This window comes from Chryseobacterium rhizoplanae, from assembly GCF_900182655.1.
Classification (GTDB): domain Bacteria; phylum Bacteroidota; class Bacteroidia; order Flavobacteriales; family Weeksellaceae; genus Chryseobacterium; species Chryseobacterium rhizoplanae.
On sequence record NZ_FXTC01000003.1, the window covers coordinates 202,321 to 217,679 of the forward strand.

General features: G+C 36.3%; 15 protein-coding genes. 8 read left to right on the top strand and 7 right to left on the bottom strand.

Features of this window, described 5'->3' with window-relative positions; translation table 11 throughout:
• Nucleotides 1-60: 60 nt before the first annotated feature.
• From FN817_RS09585 to FN817_RS09600, 4 genes are all read right to left on the bottom strand, one after another.
• A complete protein-coding gene (locus tag FN817_RS09585) occupies nt 61-2,055 on the bottom strand; it encodes a KUP/HAK/KT family potassium transporter (protein WP_142717727.1) in 1,995 nt (664 codons plus the stop codon).
• A 114-nt stretch (nt 2,056-2,169) separates the two neighbouring features.
• Complete coding sequence (locus FN817_RS09590) at nt 2,170-3,150, bottom strand: pyruvate dehydrogenase complex E1 component subunit beta (RefSeq protein ID WP_047378880.1); 981 nt, start codon at nt 3,148-3,150, stop codon at nt 2,170-2,172.
• A 231-nt stretch (nt 3,151-3,381) separates the two neighbouring features.
• Nucleotides 3,382-3,801, bottom strand: coding sequence for a DUF2147 domain-containing protein (locus FN817_RS09595; RefSeq protein ID WP_142717728.1), 420 nt, complete (start codon nt 3,799-3,801; stop codon nt 3,382-3,384).
• Between the two features lie 150 nt (nt 3,802-3,951).
• On the bottom strand, nt 3,952-5,880 hold the full coding sequence (locus tag FN817_RS09600; protein WP_142717729.1) for an LTA synthase family protein: 1,929 nt from the start codon (nt 5,878-5,880) through the stop codon (nt 3,952-3,954).
• A gap of 89 nt (nt 5,881-5,969) precedes the next feature.
• On the opposite strand from FN817_RS09600, the gene FN817_RS09605 reads away from it, so the two are divergent.
• The 6 genes from FN817_RS09605 (at nt 5,970) to FN817_RS09630 (ending at nt 9,603) form a co-directional block, all read left to right on the top strand.
• Nucleotides 5,970-6,683: a CDP-alcohol phosphatidyltransferase family protein gene (locus FN817_RS09605; RefSeq protein ID WP_142717730.1), complete on the top strand. Its 714-nt coding sequence runs from the start codon at nt 5,970-5,972 to the stop codon at nt 6,681-6,683.
• A gap of 75 nt (nt 6,684-6,758) precedes the next feature.
• A complete protein-coding gene (locus FN817_RS09610; protein ID WP_047434759.1) occupies nt 6,759-7,523 on the top strand; it encodes a 3'-5' exonuclease in 765 nt (254 codons plus the stop codon).
• 2 nt (nt 7,524-7,525) lie between these two features.
• Nucleotides 7,526-7,924, top strand: coding sequence for a putative signal transducing protein (locus tag FN817_RS09615; protein WP_142717731.1), 399 nt, complete (start codon nt 7,526-7,528; stop codon nt 7,922-7,924).
• A gap of 8 nt (nt 7,925-7,932) precedes the next feature.
• A complete protein-coding gene (locus FN817_RS09620; protein WP_142717732.1) occupies nt 7,933-8,493 on the top strand; it encodes a hypothetical protein in 561 nt (186 codons plus the stop codon).
• Nucleotides 8,494-8,500: 7 nt separating this feature from the next.
• Nucleotides 8,501-9,106 carry a fumarylacetoacetate hydrolase family protein gene (locus tag FN817_RS09625; protein WP_142717733.1) on the top strand — a complete coding sequence of 202 codons (606 nt, stop codon included), beginning with the start codon at nt 8,501-8,503 and terminating at the stop codon, nt 9,104-9,106.
• Nucleotides 9,107-9,165: 59 nt separating this feature from the next.
• On the top strand, nt 9,166-9,603 hold the full coding sequence (locus FN817_RS09630) for a universal stress protein (protein WP_142717734.1): 438 nt from the start codon (nt 9,166-9,168) through the stop codon (nt 9,601-9,603).
• A gap of 85 nt (nt 9,604-9,688) precedes the next feature.
• Here the strand turns inward: FN817_RS09630 and FN817_RS09635 are convergent, their stop codons facing one another.
• Nucleotides 9,689-9,922: a DUF6341 family protein gene (locus FN817_RS09635; protein ID WP_047378891.1), complete on the bottom strand. Its 234-nt coding sequence runs from the start codon at nt 9,920-9,922 to the stop codon at nt 9,689-9,691.
• Nucleotides 9,923-9,964: 42 nt separating this feature from the next.
• On the opposite strand from FN817_RS09635, the gene FN817_RS09640 reads away from it, so the two are divergent.
• Together FN817_RS09640 and FN817_RS09645 are read left to right on the top strand one after the other, a co-directional pair.
• Nucleotides 9,965-10,870, top strand: a complete 906-nt coding sequence (locus FN817_RS09640) for a DUF6427 family protein (protein WP_047378892.1) — start codon at nt 9,965-9,967, stop codon at nt 10,868-10,870.
• A gap of 6 nt (nt 10,871-10,876) precedes the next feature.
• Nucleotides 10,877-11,461, top strand: coding sequence for a DUF3109 family protein (locus FN817_RS09645; protein WP_047378893.1), 585 nt, complete (start codon nt 10,877-10,879; stop codon nt 11,459-11,461).
• Nucleotides 11,462-11,536: 75 nt separating this feature from the next.
• Here FN817_RS09645 and FN817_RS09650 read toward each other — a convergent pair whose 3' ends face one another.
• The gene (locus FN817_RS09650; protein WP_142717735.1) at nt 11,537-14,401 is read right to left on the bottom strand and encodes a M16 family metallopeptidase; all 2,865 of its coding nucleotides are present in this window, start codon (nt 14,399-14,401) and stop codon (nt 11,537-11,539) included.
• 153 nt (nt 14,402-14,554) lie between these two features.
• The gene (locus FN817_RS09655; protein ID WP_047420697.1) at nt 14,555-15,241 is read right to left on the bottom strand and encodes a hypothetical protein; all 687 of its coding nucleotides are present in this window, start codon (nt 15,239-15,241) and stop codon (nt 14,555-14,557) included.
• Nucleotides 15,242-15,359: the final 118 nt, after the last annotated feature.

The following is a 15,359-nucleotide window of genomic DNA, read 5'->3' on the forward strand; positions in this document are numbered from 1 at the left end:
AATTATCTACAAATTTATTGAATTTTATTTAAATAGATAGCATGGTTCAACGCCAGAAGGCTAAGAGTTGTGACGGAAGTACCCTGACTGCTCAATCTTATTATCATAAACCGTAAGTTCTGTAATAGGTGCAGATTCTACTTCAACGTTGTGAGAAGATACTCCCCAGGCCTTAAAGTCATCACTTCCGATATACTTCACAAAGTTGTAAATGTTAAGAATAATCTTTTGCTTAACAGTTAAAAGGATATCGTTGATATACGTATTATCTATGATTACATATTTAAGATCCGGCGGTATTTCATGAGATCTTAAAGAAGGGTGGCTGCTTCTTGAAGGAATGGTTCCGTCAGCCATTAAATCTTTAAGGACCATATTGAAATAGTCATTGATTCTTCGGTCTACTTTAAATCCTAAAAGGAAGTTGATTTTATAGACTGTTCCCGGAAGAATTTCATCAACTGTATATTTGAAAGTATATGGATCTTCCTGGTTTACAATGCTCAGAATAAAGTAATGATCTGCTCTTTTCGGCTGTTTTTTGATGATGGAATAAATAATTTTTGATTCTACTTCATCATTTCTTTTTGCTCTGCTCAGATAAGCCAGGTTGGTAGCATATTTCGGAATGGTCTCATCCAGTTTCATGTCTTTAAGGATAGACACATATTTTTCTATTTTCACAAACTGGATAAATCTTGTTTTGATCAATCGTCCGTTATACCATGCATACATAGAAAGTCCGATAGAACCAGCCAATACAACGGTAATCCATCCTCCTTCCATGAATTTGATAATATTGGCACTGAAGAAACCTAGTTCAATAGCCATATAAACAAATGCGAAGAATAAAATCAATATTTTGCTCACTCTTTGTTTCAATAGCCAGAACACGAGCAGAATTGTCGTCATCAGCATCGTCACTGTAATGGAAAGTCCATAAGCGGCTTCCATTTTTCCGGATTCCCTGAAATGCAGAACGACAATGATACACAGAATAAGAAGTCCCCAGTTGATTCTTGGGATATACATCTGTCCTTTAACTCCGGAAGGGTAATCAATTTTTTGATTAGGCCACAGGTTAAGAGACATTGCTTCTGAGAATATGGTGAAAGAACCTGTAATCAATGCCTGGCTGGCAATAATTGCAGCGGCTGTTGCCAAAATTACTCCCGGGATGATCATCCATTCTTCCATAATTCCAAAGAACGGATTTACTACTGAAAATCCAGGTTTGTTGTAATTAGTCAGAAGCCATGCTCCCTGTCCAAGATAGTTTAGAATAAGCATGATTTTTACAAATCCCCAGCTTACTCTGATATTTTTTGCACCGCAGTGTCCTAAGTCTGAATAAAGCGCTTCTGCTCCTGTTGTACAAAGGAAAACAGCACCTAAAATAACAATAGCACTGGGTGAGTTGACAATAAGCTTGTAAGCATAGTAAGGATTGAAAGATCTTAGGATCTCAAAATTCTCACTTAAATGCATCACTCCCAAACCTCCTAATACCAGGAACCAAACAACCATTACAGGGCCAAAAAACTTCCCGATAAAGCTGGTTCCGAATTGCTGTACCACAAAAATGACAATCAGAATTCCAATCGTGATAGGAACAACAGGGGTGTGAGGGTTATAAATTTCAAGACCTTCAATGGCCGACATTACGGTAAGTGATGGCGTAATGACCCCGTCTGCAATAAGAGCGGCGGCTCCTACAATGGCAATGAGATACAGCCAACCTTTCTTAAGGTTTCTTACCAATGAAAACAAAGCCAGAATACCTCCTTCACCTTTATTATCTGCTCTTAAAGCAATGATAACATATTTTATCGTGGTCTGCAGGGTAAGCGTCCAAATAATACAGGAAAGAGCTCCCTCTATGTATTCATTGAAAGGCATATTGCTACTCCCAGACCTTGCATTCACAATTGCTTTCATTACGTAAAGCGGAGAGGTCCCAATATCTCCAAAAACAATTCCTAGAGACACTAAAACTCCCATAAAGGAAAGCTTCTTTATATCGAAGTGGTAACCATCTTCTGTAACTTCTGCCATATCAGCTTAATTTATTTTAAAGGCGCAAATTTATACTAATTTTATGACGTCAAGAATTTTTCTTCATGAATATAATAAATGAAAAAACTTCCTTTCGGAAGTTTTTCTCTATAACTATTTTACGTACATCGCTTTTTTAATTTCCTCTTTTACTTTTTCAAGTTTAGGGAACCATTCTGCAAATAATGCTGCAGAGTAAGGTGCAGGTGCATCAGGAGTAGTAATTCTCTTGATAGGAGCATCTAAATAGTCAAATGCTTTTTGCTGTACCATATAAGTAATTTCAGAAGATATAGACGCAAATGGCCAAGCTTCTTCCAAAATAACCAATCTGTTTGTTTTCTTCACTGATGCCAGAATAGTATCAAAATCAAGAGGACGAACTGTTCTAAGATCAATAACCTCTACAGAGATTCCTTCTTTAGCCATATCTTCAGCAGCCTGTAAAGCCAGCTTCATGATTTTACCAAAAGAAACCAAAGTAACATCTGTACCTTCTCTCTTGATATCTGCTTTTCCTAATGGTAAGTAGTATTCTTCTTCAGGAATTTCCATTTTATCTCCATACATCTGCTCAGATTCCATGAAAATAACCGGGTCATTATCCTGAATTGCTGTTTTCAACAACCCTTTCGCATCGTAAGGATTTGAAGGAACCACTACTTTAAGGCCAGGAATGTTGGCAAACCAGTTTTCAAAAGCCTGAGAATGGGTAGCTCCCAATTGTCCTGCAGAAGCTGTAGGTCCACGGAAAACAATCGGACAGTTCCATTGTCCACCACTCATCTGACGGATTTTTGCAGCATTATTGATAATCTGATCAATTCCTACCAATGAGAAATTGAATGTCATATACTCTACAATTGGTCTGTTACCGTTCATCGCAGCACCAACAGCAATTCCCGTAAAACCAAGTTCTGCAATTGGGGTATCGATTACTCTTTTAGGACCAAACTCATCCAGCATTCCTTTTGAAGCTTTATAAGCACCATTGTATTCTGCAACTTCCTCCCCCATTAAAAAGATGGATTCGTCTTTACGCATTTCCTCGCTCATTGCCTGTGCAATTACCTCACGAAAAGTATATTCTGCCATATTTATTCGAAAAATTTAGACTACAAAAATAGTGATTTTTTATTATACACATCATAAAAAGACTCTTCATTTAAGCGAGAAGTCTTTTTATTAATTTTATTTAAAACTGATTTTTCTCCTGTAGACTCAGTTCTTTGTAATTTTTTAGAAGGTCCTGAAGAAATTCCTATCTATACAAAAAATGACACCTCATTTCTGAAATGTCATTTTAAAATTCTATTTAAACTTAAATTAATTCATTTTTTCCCAAACCTGGGTTCTTCCTAATAAAGATAATCCTAAGTAACCTCTTACATTAAGTTTATCACCGCTTCTTGTAATGGTACACTTGTATGTTTTTCCTGTTTTAGGGTCCGTAATTGTTCCTCCGGTAAACTCATCACCTTCTTTTTTCAATCCTCTGATGATCTCCAATCCTACAATTGGTTTTCCTTTTCTGTCATCTTTACAAAGTGTACAGTTTGGATCAGCTGGTTTTATCAATAACTGAGAAACTTTCCCATAATATTTCCCGTCTGACTTTTTGAATACTTCAACAATAGATTTTGCCTGTTTTGTCTCATCATCTATTGTTTTCCACTTGCCTTCTATCTGTGCAAATGTAAGTACACCACATAGAGAAAGCGCGAACGTTAACAATATTTTTTTCATATTTCTTATAGTTTTAATTTTTATACAATATTCTTATCTACGTATTGTTAAAAATATAAATTAATTTTCAACGAACAAAAACTTTTATTATACAAAGCATAAAGAGATGTATAAAAATAAAAAAGCTCAGTCACAGCTTATCCTTTTGTCTTAATTAAGTTTTCTGTTAATCACCCTATCCATATAATCCTGATACCATGCTTTTGCGGTTTTCTTTCCCTGCTCCACTTCAGCATTTTTAACCTCATTGAGTATATTTTTCTCAAGACTCAGATCTGATTTGTCATATACACCGATAATTTCTTTTCCGTCAAAGCGGTAAATATAATTCCCGATCATAAACTGATCTGTACTTCCATCTGAATTTACAACGATAAAAGGATACTTTTTATCACTTACCAGACTTCTTCCCCAGCTTCTGATAGGCTTGTTATACCCGATAAGATCAGCCAATGTAGGATATATGTCTGCCTGCTGTGCTATCTCCTGGCTTACACCTTTCAACTGATAAGCAGGATTCGGGGAATAGAAAACCAATGGAACTGCATAGCGGTTCATTGCTCTTTCGTACTCCGGATAATACACCTGGTTGGTATGATCTCCGGTGAAAACAAAGATGGTATTGTTATACCAGGGCTGCTTTTTAGCCGTTTCAAAATATTGTTTAATGGCATAATCCGTATACTGCATCGGCTCATGGATTTCAATTTTCCCTTTTTTAAATTTACCGTTATATTTTTCAGGTATTTTAAAAGGATGATGTGATGAAGCAGTAAACACAGTGGTCATGAAAGGTTGTTTCTTCCCGACGTTTTTAGCAAAATACTGAAGGAAAGGCTCATCCCATATGGCCCACATTCCATCGAAATCTTCATCATGGTTGTATTCCGTTTTTCCGAAATAGTGTTTAAAGCCTAAAATATTTCCAAATCCAAGGAAGCCCATGGAACCATTCGGGGCCCCGTGATAAAAAGAAGTATCATATCCCAGATCGTTACAAACAGACACAATAGACTGAATTTTCTGGTTGGAATAAGGTGATCCTGTAAAGGCATCCGTAAGACTCGGAATTCCGGCCAATACGCTGCTCATTCCATGAATTGACTGCCTTCCATTCGCAAAAGTATTGGGAAAAATCAGACTCTGTCCAGCCAGGCTATCTATAAATGGAGTGTAAGAAACATAATCTTTAATATTTTTATCTTTATTAAAAGCTCCTGAATATTCTCTCCCGAAGGATTCTACAATGAAAATAACAATATTGGGACGGTTCTCCACTTTTCTGTCATATACTTTATAAGGCTGTACATTTTCTTCAATATATTTTTCATCTACGAAATGAACCTCCTTAAAATTATTGGTATTTAAAGTCCTGAAAAAAGAAAATGTACTGTTGAGCACCATATTTCCCTGCAGTGGATTGGTTACAAAACGGGTAGCATCTACCATATTAATAGGCCTTGTACTGTGTTTGAAATCTCCTCTGATTCCTCCTACAACCAATACCGCAGTGAGACACAGCGTAATAATGGAGGTAATAAAATAAGGAACTAATTTCAAAGGTTTCACCTCCTCCACTTTTACTCTCTTGTAAAGGAAAACCCACAATCCCATTAAAACAATAAACCAAATCAGCACAAAAGGATGCTCTCCCACAGAAATCAACAGCGTTTGGGAGACGTTGGACTCATGTTCAGCCACCTGAAATACGGCAGAGGTAAGCCTTGCCTGTGCAAATTTATAGTAAATAAAATCCCCGAAATTCATTGCATAAGCAATCCCGTTCGTGATAAAATACAGCCAGAAAAGAATTTTCTGAAAGACCTTTTTTGTATTGATCACCAAAGGCAACAAACTAAGGAGTATAAACAATGCATTGACATATAAAATAGCAGTAGTATCGAAAGCTGTACCATGGAAGGCGAGCTTTATGTATTCTGAAACAGAGTCAACTTTAATCAGATCTTTATTAAAATACCAGAATAAAAGCCTGGCAATCTGATAAAAAACATAGGCTAAAAAAATCCTGTAAACTAATGCCAGAACTTCCTGTTTTCTAAATCCTTTTAAAAATTTCATGGGGCAAATTTACATCAAAAACACTTTAATGCATTTTTTAGTGCAGATTATTTTGAGTTAGAATTTTTAAAAACTGTAATTTTGTGGTTATGGATTTTATAAAGAATAATCTGGCCAATGCCTTAACCCTGGCTAATTTATTTGCAGGCTGTGTAGGAGCAATACATCTAATTTTAGGAGATTATCAGACGACTGCGATCTGTCTTATTCTCTCTGCTATTTTCGATTTTTTTGACGGCTTTGTAGCCAGAGCTTTAAAATCAAACTCCAATCTGGGACTTCAGCTGGATTCTCTTGCGGATATGGTAAGCTTTGGAGTCATTCCGGGACTTACGATGTATAAAGCTCTTGAACCGTTTGGTGCTGAGCTTCTTGGGATTCATTTTCCGTTTGAAATTAAATATATTGGATTGATCGTTACGGTATTTTCCTGCCTGAGGCTTGCCATTTTCAACCTGGATGAAGAGCAGCGTTATTATTTCAAAGGATTGAATACACCAACCAATACTGTTTTATTGTTCGGTCTTTATTATGCGTTTAAAGAAACCGGAACTTTTAGTTTTTTGTTCGATAATGAACTCTTGTTGATCTTACTGACACTTCTTACGTCTTGGTTTCTGATCAGCCCGATTAAGATGATGGCTATGAAATTCAAATCCAAACAATTAAAAGACAATTATCCTAAAGTTGTATTACTGGTAGGAGGTATTGCTATTCTTGCCCTATTTCAGGTGGTAGGAATTCCGATGCTTGTTATTTATTATATACTGGTGTCTCTTGTTTTCCAGGGACAGTTAAAATAGAAATTAAAGAATCTACATAAGGTTTTATCACCTTATTTTAAATAAAACACATTTTTCAAATTATTAATGATCAACATGAATTTAAAACTCCATAAACCACTTTGTATTTTTGACCTTGAAACAACAGGAACCAACATCGGAAAAGACAGAATTGTTGAAATCTGTATCTTAAAAGTAAATCCTGATGCTTCCAGAGAAAGCAAAACATGGCGTGTCAACCCGGAAATGCTTATTCCTAAAGAAAGCAGCGAGATCCACGGAATTTATGATGAGGATGTAAAAGATGCACCTACCTTCAGAGATATAGCTTCTAAAATTATGGAAATGATTACCGGAAGTGATCTGGGAGGGTTTAATTCCAACCGATTTGATGTTCCGCTTTTGGCTGAAGAGCTTTTAAGAGTAGGAATGGATTTTGATCTGAGTAAATTCAGATTGGTAGATGCACAGACTATTTTCCACAAAAAAGAACCTAGAAATTTAGGAGCGGCTTATCAGTTTTACTGTGGAAAAACACTGGAAAATGCCCATTCTGCAGAGGCTGATGTAATGGCAACCTTTGAAGTTCTGGATGCACAAGTAGGAAAATATGATGATATTCCGAATGAAATAGCACCATTAAGCGAGTTTACATTCCATAATAAAAATGCAGATCTTGCAGGATTTATCGGATATAACGAAAAAATGGAAGAAGTTTTCAACTTTGGAAAATATAAAGGCCAGGGTGTGAAAGCGGTATTCCAAAAGGATTTAGGATATTTCGGATGGCTTCAGAATGCTGACTTTCCGTTGTATACGAAGAAGATTTTCACAAAAATTCAACTCTCAAGCAGATTTTAAATATGTCTGATCTGGTTCGTTTTAAATTTTATGAAACTGCCCTTGAAGCTAACAGGGACAAACAGATATTGGCTGAAAACGATATCAACAGCTTCATTGCGAATGAACAGCTAATCCAATCGGATTGGCTTCTGTCGCAGGCTGTAGGCGGGATACAGCTTCAGGTTTTTGAAGAAGATCTTGAGAAAGCCAAAGAGGTATTGCAGGATTATAAAGACAATGAACAATATTCGTTGGAAGTAGAACACACTATTGAAGATCCTGAGTTTGATTTTGTCTGCCCGAAATGCGGTTCCAATCATATTTACAGGGATGACAGCGCCACCAGCTTCTTTGGAATTTCTTTTCTGACAAGTCATAAATTCAAATGTTATTATTGCGGAAATGAGTTCTCCCATTAAGATTTAATATGGTCAAAAAAATTGGAAAGATTTTTCTCGTTGTTATTCTTGGCTTTCTTGTTTTCATAATAGGAAAGTTCTTATTGGTGTGGAACAGCGTAGAAGTTGATCATAGTTTAAGCCAGAAACCTCTTTTTAAATCTTTTGATCAGCAAAAGCAAACAAGTATCTGGGGTTCAGAGGGTGAAGATATTAAAACCAATGATTTTAAGACAAAATCAGACAGTATAAGTCCAGCATATTATAGTTGCTCTATTAATGAAAATCCAATGCTAAACGTTACATTTTCTGTTGGAGATGGTTTCAGCGGTGGTGGTTTTCAGATAGATATTTTCCAAAATAGATATAAAATCTCGCCCTATTCTTATACTGACGATAGAAAGCTTTTTGATTTTTTGGACACAGGAGAATATTATAAAGTTTTGGGCAGTAAACTTATTCTGGATAAAGAATCTTATCAAAAAGGAGATAGCATCTTCGGATATACTGAACCCAAAGTTCAAAGAAGATATGGTCCTGAAAAATATATAGAAGAAGGTAAAGGATATTTTAAAGGTAAAGTAAATTAATTAAGTTATGAAAATCATCTGCATAGGAAGAAACTATAGCGAACACGCGAAAGAATTAGGAAATGAAATTCCTGAGAATCCTGTTATTTTTATGAAACCGGATACAGCCGTTCTAAAGGGAAATGACTTCTACATCCCTGAATTCTCAAATGATATTCACTATGAACTTGAAGTGGTATTAAAAATTTCCAAAGGTGGAAAATATATCCAGAAAGAAACGGCCAATAAGCATTATGAGGAAATAGGTCTGGGAATAGATTTCACAGCCAGAGACCTTCAGAGTGAACTAAAATCAAAAGGGCTTCCATGGGAGCTTGCTAAAGGTTTTGATGGTTCTGCAGTAGTAAGCAGTTTCTTCAAAAAGGAGAACTTCAGCCTTGAGAGCCTTCAGTTTTCATTGTTAAAGAACAAAGAGAAGGTACAGGATGGCAATACAAAAGATATGATGTTCAATTTTGATGATATTATTGCCTTTGCTTCTCAGTATTTTACGTTAAGAGTTGGTGACCTTATCTTCACCGGCACTCCAAAAGGGGTTGGAAAAGTGGAAGAAAATGACATTCTGGAAGCTTATCTTGAGGAAGAAAAAATCCTTGATATCCGAATATTATAAGTATTTAACATCAGAGTCTGACAAATTTTTCCTATCTTTAGGTAACAAAATTAGAGGTTATGATAAATATTGTAGTACCCGTAGATTTTGGGGACAAGACAGACCAATTGGTAGACGGTGCCATAAAATTTGCAAAACAGCTTAACGGCAGAATTTACCTGATTCATGTAGCGCCATCAGATATCGGCTTTGCTATTGGCGATATGGGATTTCAATATTTTCCTGAAGTAGAAGCCAATGAAATCAGAGAAGAGCTTGTACAGCTTAATAAAATTGAGCAGAGAATCATTGCTCATGATATCGATTGCGAGCACCTTTTAAAACAAGGACTTGCCAAAGATATCATTCTGGAACATGCAAAGGCAAAAAATGCAGATTATATTGTGATGGGATCACATGGCAGAAGCGGAATCTATGATGTATTCGTGGGAAGCTTAACCAAAGGAATTACTAAAAGTTCAAGTATTCCTGTTCTGGTACTTCCAATTCACGACTAAAGAAAAAGAAAATTTTAATCGTTAGTAATAAAAAAACCGATCAGAGCATATTGTCTGATCGGTTTTTTACTATATAACCAATTAATTAACCTTCTTTTTTGTAGATATTCGGATCGTAGTAAGGATGCTTACCTTCCGTTGGAGAATAATAGTCTTTGTCTTTGTCTCCACCTAATGTTACTACAAGTACATAGCACCAATAAGTAAATAATACACAGCAAACTGCAAATAGAATCCAGTTTAAAACATTACCGAAATTATCAAAGAACCCGAAACTCCATTTGAAAACTTTACTTAAGAATAGAAAGAAAGACGTCATTATTTTCCTTTTTTAAATTAACTTTGTACAAATTTATAAAAAATGTTTAAATTACTTTCAAAAGAAAGCAATATTTTTTCAATTCCTGTTTATATTGGTTTTCTTCTTTTAGTAGTCGTAATATTTAACATACTGAATTTCAACACTTACGAAGCCATTGTTGCCGGGATAACTTTTCTGGGAATTGCTTTGGGATATTTTTGTTTTCATAGTATTGCCCTTAATTATCAGACGCATCTTCCATTATTTCTATATACTTTTTTCATTTTCGGGCTGTATCCCGGAAATCTGGATATAGGAATTGCGGTTTCACTGCTTACGAATTCCTTTCTTATCCTTCTTCTGACCAGTGCGGACGAAGATATCAGAAAGAAATCGTATGTATTGGTAGGGTCTATTGTAGCATTAAACTTTATTTTTCTCCCTACCACGTGGCCGATGGCTGTTTTTGTGATCATCCACGTGATTGCGACCTCTGCTAAAATCACCTTGAACCTTTTCAGATTCCTGCTGGGGATTGTTCTGATTACCTTCAGTTATTTCTCTGTGATGTATTTTGTTCAGTTTACTTCCTGGAATATAGATTATTTCCCGTTTGGAAAGATGAAACCGGTAACGGACTATACGGAGCTTCTGCCACTGATTCCTGTGGTTCTGATGCTTATTTATGCGGTATATGACCATTTTAAAAATTATAACAAGAAAAGCCCGATAAGCAGGTATAAATATACTTTCCTGCTGGTCTTTTCAATGGCACAGCTTGTTTCCATCATCCTGTATATGAATAAGAGCTATGAATATCTGCTGCTACTGGCATTTCCTTCTAGTATTATTTTAAGCAGAATGATGAGATTTTTACCTAAATACTGGATGCGTGAAGCCAGTGTATGGCTTATTATTATTAGTTTACTGACCTTTAAAGCAGGTACAGTTTTTGATTTATTTTAGAAAATTATGATTCAGATAGACGATAAATTGATTTCTGAGGAAATTTTTTCCGAAGAATTTGTTTGCAACCTTACGAAATGTAAAGGTGCATGTTGTGTGGAAGGAGATGTAGGGGCTCCGTTGGATAAAAACGAGCTTGAAATATTGGACAGTATTTTTGATAAAATAAAACCTTACCTTACTCAGGAAGGCATCAAAGCCCTTGAAGAGCAGGGAACATGGACTACTGATCCGCACGACGGAATGTATGTTACTCCTATGGTGGAGAACCGTGAATGTGCTTATGTAACGTTTGACGAAAAAGGAATTACCAAATGTGGTATTGAAAAAGCCTATGAGGATGGTGCTGTAGACTGGCAGAAGCCGATTTCCTGCCACCTGTACCCTATTCGTGTTACGGAATATTCTGCATTCACTGCTTTGAATTATCATGAATGGAATGTATGTAGCGATGCATGTACGCTTGGAAAAGAACTTCAGGTTCCTGTCTATAAGTTTTTAAAGACTCCTTTGATTAGAAAATATGGTGAAGAATTCTACAATGTTCTGAGTGGAGCTGCTGATGAGTGGAAAAAAGAATATGGTTCTTAACCGATAAGGATTTGAATTAAATAACAAAAACCGCAGATTTCTCTGCGGTTTTCTTATTGTAAGTAAAAAGTATGACTAGTTAGCAGCTCCTGCTTTTACAGCAGTTACTTCTGTTTTTTTAGTTTCCTCTTTTTTAGCTTTTTCCCAACCGTCTTCCGGCATCAAAGTGGCTACAATTCTACCTTTTGTAAGGTATTTTTTAGCTACATCCTGAAGATCCTTTACGGTAAGTGCTTTTACTTTTTCCTGATAATTCAGGATGTCATATTTATCACTTCCGTCTAGCTGGTTTTTAGCAATAGCATTCATCCAGAACATATTGTCTTTCAATTCTGTTTTATTATCATTGTATTCTCCTTCTTTGTACTTATCCAGATCTTTCTGCTCCGGGCCATTATCAATCAGCTTCTGAAGCTCAGCAATAGCACTTTTGGTAAGTTTCTCTGTATTCTCAGGACCACAAGGGAAACTGATGCTGAAATTGTAGGAATTGTAAGGAATCTTATTCATTCCTCCTCTTGCTCCTCCACCGTAGATGCCGCTTTCGTCTTCTCTCAGTTTTTCGATCACTTTGATAGTTGCCACTTCTCCAAGGGCTGATAAAGCCAATGCTTCTTTTTCGTTATAAGGAGCTTCTCCTGCGTAAGAAATGGTTACCATACTCTTCGGATCCTTTCCTTTTTTATACACCTTGGTATAATCTCCGGCCATCTGTCTGTATCCTGTATCTTTGAACATGCCGCCCTTTCCTGATGAAGGAAGGCTTGCAATGTACTGCAGCACCTGATCTTTAAATTTCGCTTCATCTATATTTCCTACAAAATAGAAATGGAAGTTTCCTGCATTGGCAAATTTCTCTTTATAGATGTCATATGCTTTTTTATAATCTGTATTCTCCCAATCTTTCTCCATTGGGAACAGACCGATAAATCTAGGGTTCTTCTGATTCATAAATTTAGCGTGTTCGCTTGCAAAATAAGTCTGTGGATTTGACAACAGGTTATTTAGCATGGCAGACTGCTTTTCTTTGTAAGCATTGAAGGAAGCCGGATTGTAATTTAAATTTGTAAAATAAGCATACATAAGCTCCATGGCTGCTCCTAAATCTTTTTGGGTTGTTCTTCCGGAAACCCCTTCGAAAAGGGAAGTTACCATAGGATTTACATTCACCTGCTTACCGGCAAGATAGTTGGTAAGATCTGCTTTGGAAAATCCACCTACTCCGGCTTCTGTTAATGCAGAGAAAGCAAACTGTGTCTTATTGTAATCGGCATCCGGAATAAGCGAGCTTCCTCCTAAGCTTCGCGCCGTAAATACAATTTCGTCATCTTTAAAATCAGTTTTCTTGAAAGTCACTTTAGCACCGTTGCTTAATGTCCAGGTTGTTGTTCCCAGCTTGGCATCCGTTTCTGTTTTAGCAATTTTCCCTTCAGATTTGAAAGGTTTTACTAAATTTTTGATAGCTGCTTTTTCTTCATAAGGCTTCAGATCAGCCATTTTTACAGCATCAAATGTATTCATAACCATAGCTTCTGTAGGCATGGCAACATTATCTTTCTTAGGACCTGTGATAACAATGACCCTGCTGTCATCCTTCACCATTTTCTTGATGATTTCGTTGGTCTGTGCAAGGGTTACCGATGGTAAGAAAGATTTTGTGTCTTCATATTCCCATGTAATTCCAGGCATTGGTTCCTGCTCCAGAAAGTTTCTTACATACTCATCTACAAGCATACCACTTTCTGTTTTATCTTTGTTATTATAAGATCTTTCAAGGTTGGAAAGCACCTGAGATTTTGCTCTGTCAAGTTCAGATTGAGTAAATCCAAATCTTTTTGCTCTTTCAACTTCTTCCAGTAAAACTTTCAGTGCATTCAGCTGGTTTCCTTCTTTCACCATGGCAAATCCCTGGAAAGCTTCTTTGCTTCTTGCATAAGTTCCTCCGTGGTATACTGATCCGAAAGTAAAAGGCGGGTTTGTAGAGTTGATCAGTTCTCTCAACCTGTTGTTCAGCATCGTTGTTGAAAGATTTTCCACAAGACTCTGATTGTACTGCTCTACCGTTACATCCGGTTTATAGGCATCAGCATCTTTCATGATAAACTGTACCATAGAATTGGTTGCATCAGGATCTGTTTCAATCGCTACCAGAGTTTCTTTATGGTTTGGAAGATCAAAAGATTTTCTTTCTCTGGATTTTGATGGGTTTTTATATTTACTGAAGTTATCTTTGATCTTTTTTTCAACTTCATCCACATTGATATCTCCTACGACTACAATTGCCATCAGATCTGGTCTGTACCAATCCTGGTGGAATTTTCTGATCACATCAGGTTTGAAGTTTTCCAACACTTCTTTTTTACCAATCGGAAGTCGGTCTGCATATTGAGATTTATATAAAAGTTTCGGAAGATATTTATCCATCATTCTTTTATCAGCTCCAAGACCCAATCTTAGTTCTTCCAACACCACTCCTCTTTCTTTATTGATCTGCTCATCGGAAAGGGTTGCATTGAATGCCCAGTCTTCCATTACTTTCAGTCCGGCATCCAGGTTCCCCGGTTTATCCAATGGAACGGGAAGCATATAAACCGTTTCATCAAAGCTGGTGTAAGCATTAAGATGTTGTCCGAATTTCACTCCGATAGACTGTAAAAAGTCTACTAATTTATTGTCTGGAAAGTTTTTGGTTCCGTTGAAGTTCATGTGCTCCATAAAGTGAGCCAATCCTCTTTGATTTTCGTCTTCAAGAATTGATCCGGCATTGATTGCCAGACGGAAATCTACTTTTTTCTCCGGTAAAGTATTTTTTTTGATATAGTACTTCATTCCGTTGGAAAGGGTACCAATTCGCACAGAAGGATCCACTGGAATATTCTGTCCAAAGGCATTTGCTGACATCAAAAAGATGACCGCAAATGAAGATAAGACTTTTTTCATGGTATTTGATTTTATTTACGGGTTAAAACTAACAATTATTCACAATCTGAAGAAATTACAGAATTCATTTTATAGTTAAATTTGAGTTAAACTTATCCATATACCAAAAAAAACCGGGAAATACCCGGTTTAAATATCTTAAAAAGCGATTTTCTATTTAAAATCAGCATCCGTAACTCCGGAGTTGATTACAACTTTGTTCGTTTTAATTGTCATTTTCTGACCTCCACCTTCAGCATCCAGTTCAGCAGGGAACTGTATTCCATCTACGGCCATATAACTTTTAATGGTTGCATTTCCTTCTCCTGCATCCGTCTTATATAAAAGTCCGGTTCCTGCATCGAAATAAAACTTTCCTTTATCCGAAGACAATACATTATAGTCTTTTCCGTTTAATTTCTCTGTAGATACAGTCTGGAAGTTTGAAGCATCAAATGCCAGAGCATCAATGGGTTTCCCTTTTTTCAGGTCAGCGATTTTATCAGCAGGAATATCAGTTTTAGTTCCCATCTGATCAAAGTATCCTTTCTCACCGTCAAACAACTGAATCATTTCCTTCCCCATAAAAGATTGTACGGATTTGAATTTATTTCCTAATTTCTTAGTTGTCATCTGGATTTCCATTCCCTGTACAGCTACTGTGTTGTCAGTAATGGTAGATTTTACAGCTTCCAGTTTATCTTTTCCTCCTAATGCTTTGAAATAATTGTCAATAACTTCTTTAGGAGTTAGTTTAGATTTTACAGCTTCTGTTTTAGTTACTACGGCTGCTTTTTTCTGAGCGGCTGCCGGTACTGAGAAAAGTACAGCACAGAAAAACGGTATGATGATCTTTTTCATATTATATAATAAGTTTAAAGGGTAAATATAGGAATATTGACGGACATACAAATAAGTAATGAGTAATGAGTGATAAATGATGAATGATAAATGATAAATGGGAATTGAATAAACAGTG

Excerpts from the sequence above, each read along its gene's own strand:
- FN817_RS09610 (WP_047434759.1), top strand. The coding sequence starts at position 6,759 with ATGAATTTAAAACTCCATAAACCACTTTGTATTTTTGACCTTGAAACA.
- FN817_RS09605 (WP_142717730.1), top strand. The coding sequence starts at position 5,970 with ATGGATTTTATAAAGAATAATCTGGCCAATGCCTTAACCCTGGCTAAT.
- FN817_RS09625 (WP_142717733.1), top strand. The coding sequence starts at position 8,501 with ATGAAAATCATCTGCATAGGAAGAAACTATAGCGAACACGCGAAAGAA.
- FN817_RS09585 (WP_142717727.1), bottom strand. The coding sequence starts at position 2,055 with ATGGCAGAAGTTACAGAAGATGGTTACCACTTCGATATAAAGAAGCTT.
- FN817_RS09650 (WP_142717735.1), bottom strand. The coding sequence starts at position 14,401 with ATGAAAAAAGTCTTATCTTCATTTGCGGTCATCTTTTTGATGTCAGCA.
- FN817_RS09600 (WP_142717729.1), bottom strand. The coding sequence starts at position 5,880 with ATGAAATTTTTAAAAGGATTTAGAAAACAGGAAGTTCTGGCATTAGTT.
- FN817_RS09640 (WP_047378892.1), top strand. The coding sequence starts at position 9,965 with ATGTTTAAATTACTTTCAAAAGAAAGCAATATTTTTTCAATTCCTGTT.
- FN817_RS09615 (WP_142717731.1), top strand. The coding sequence starts at position 7,526 with ATGTCTGATCTGGTTCGTTTTAAATTTTATGAAACTGCCCTTGAAGCT.
- FN817_RS09655 (WP_047420697.1), bottom strand. The coding sequence starts at position 15,241 with ATGAAAAAGATCATCATACCGTTTTTCTGTGCTGTACTTTTCTCAGTA.
- FN817_RS09645 (WP_047378893.1), top strand. The coding sequence starts at position 10,877 with ATGATTCAGATAGACGATAAATTGATTTCTGAGGAAATTTTTTCCGAA.
- FN817_RS09590 (WP_047378880.1), bottom strand. The coding sequence starts at position 3,150 with ATGGCAGAATATACTTTTCGTGAGGTAATTGCACAGGCAATGAGCGAG.
- FN817_RS09630 (WP_142717734.1), top strand. The coding sequence starts at position 9,166 with ATGATAAATATTGTAGTACCCGTAGATTTTGGGGACAAGACAGACCAA.
- FN817_RS09595 (WP_142717728.1), bottom strand. The coding sequence starts at position 3,801 with ATGAAAAAAATATTGTTAACGTTCGCGCTTTCTCTATGTGGTGTACTT.
- FN817_RS09620 (WP_142717732.1), top strand. The coding sequence starts at position 7,933 with ATGGTCAAAAAAATTGGAAAGATTTTTCTCGTTGTTATTCTTGGCTTT.
- FN817_RS09635 (WP_047378891.1), bottom strand. The coding sequence starts at position 9,922 with ATGACGTCTTTCTTTCTATTCTTAAGTAAAGTTTTCAAATGGAGTTTC.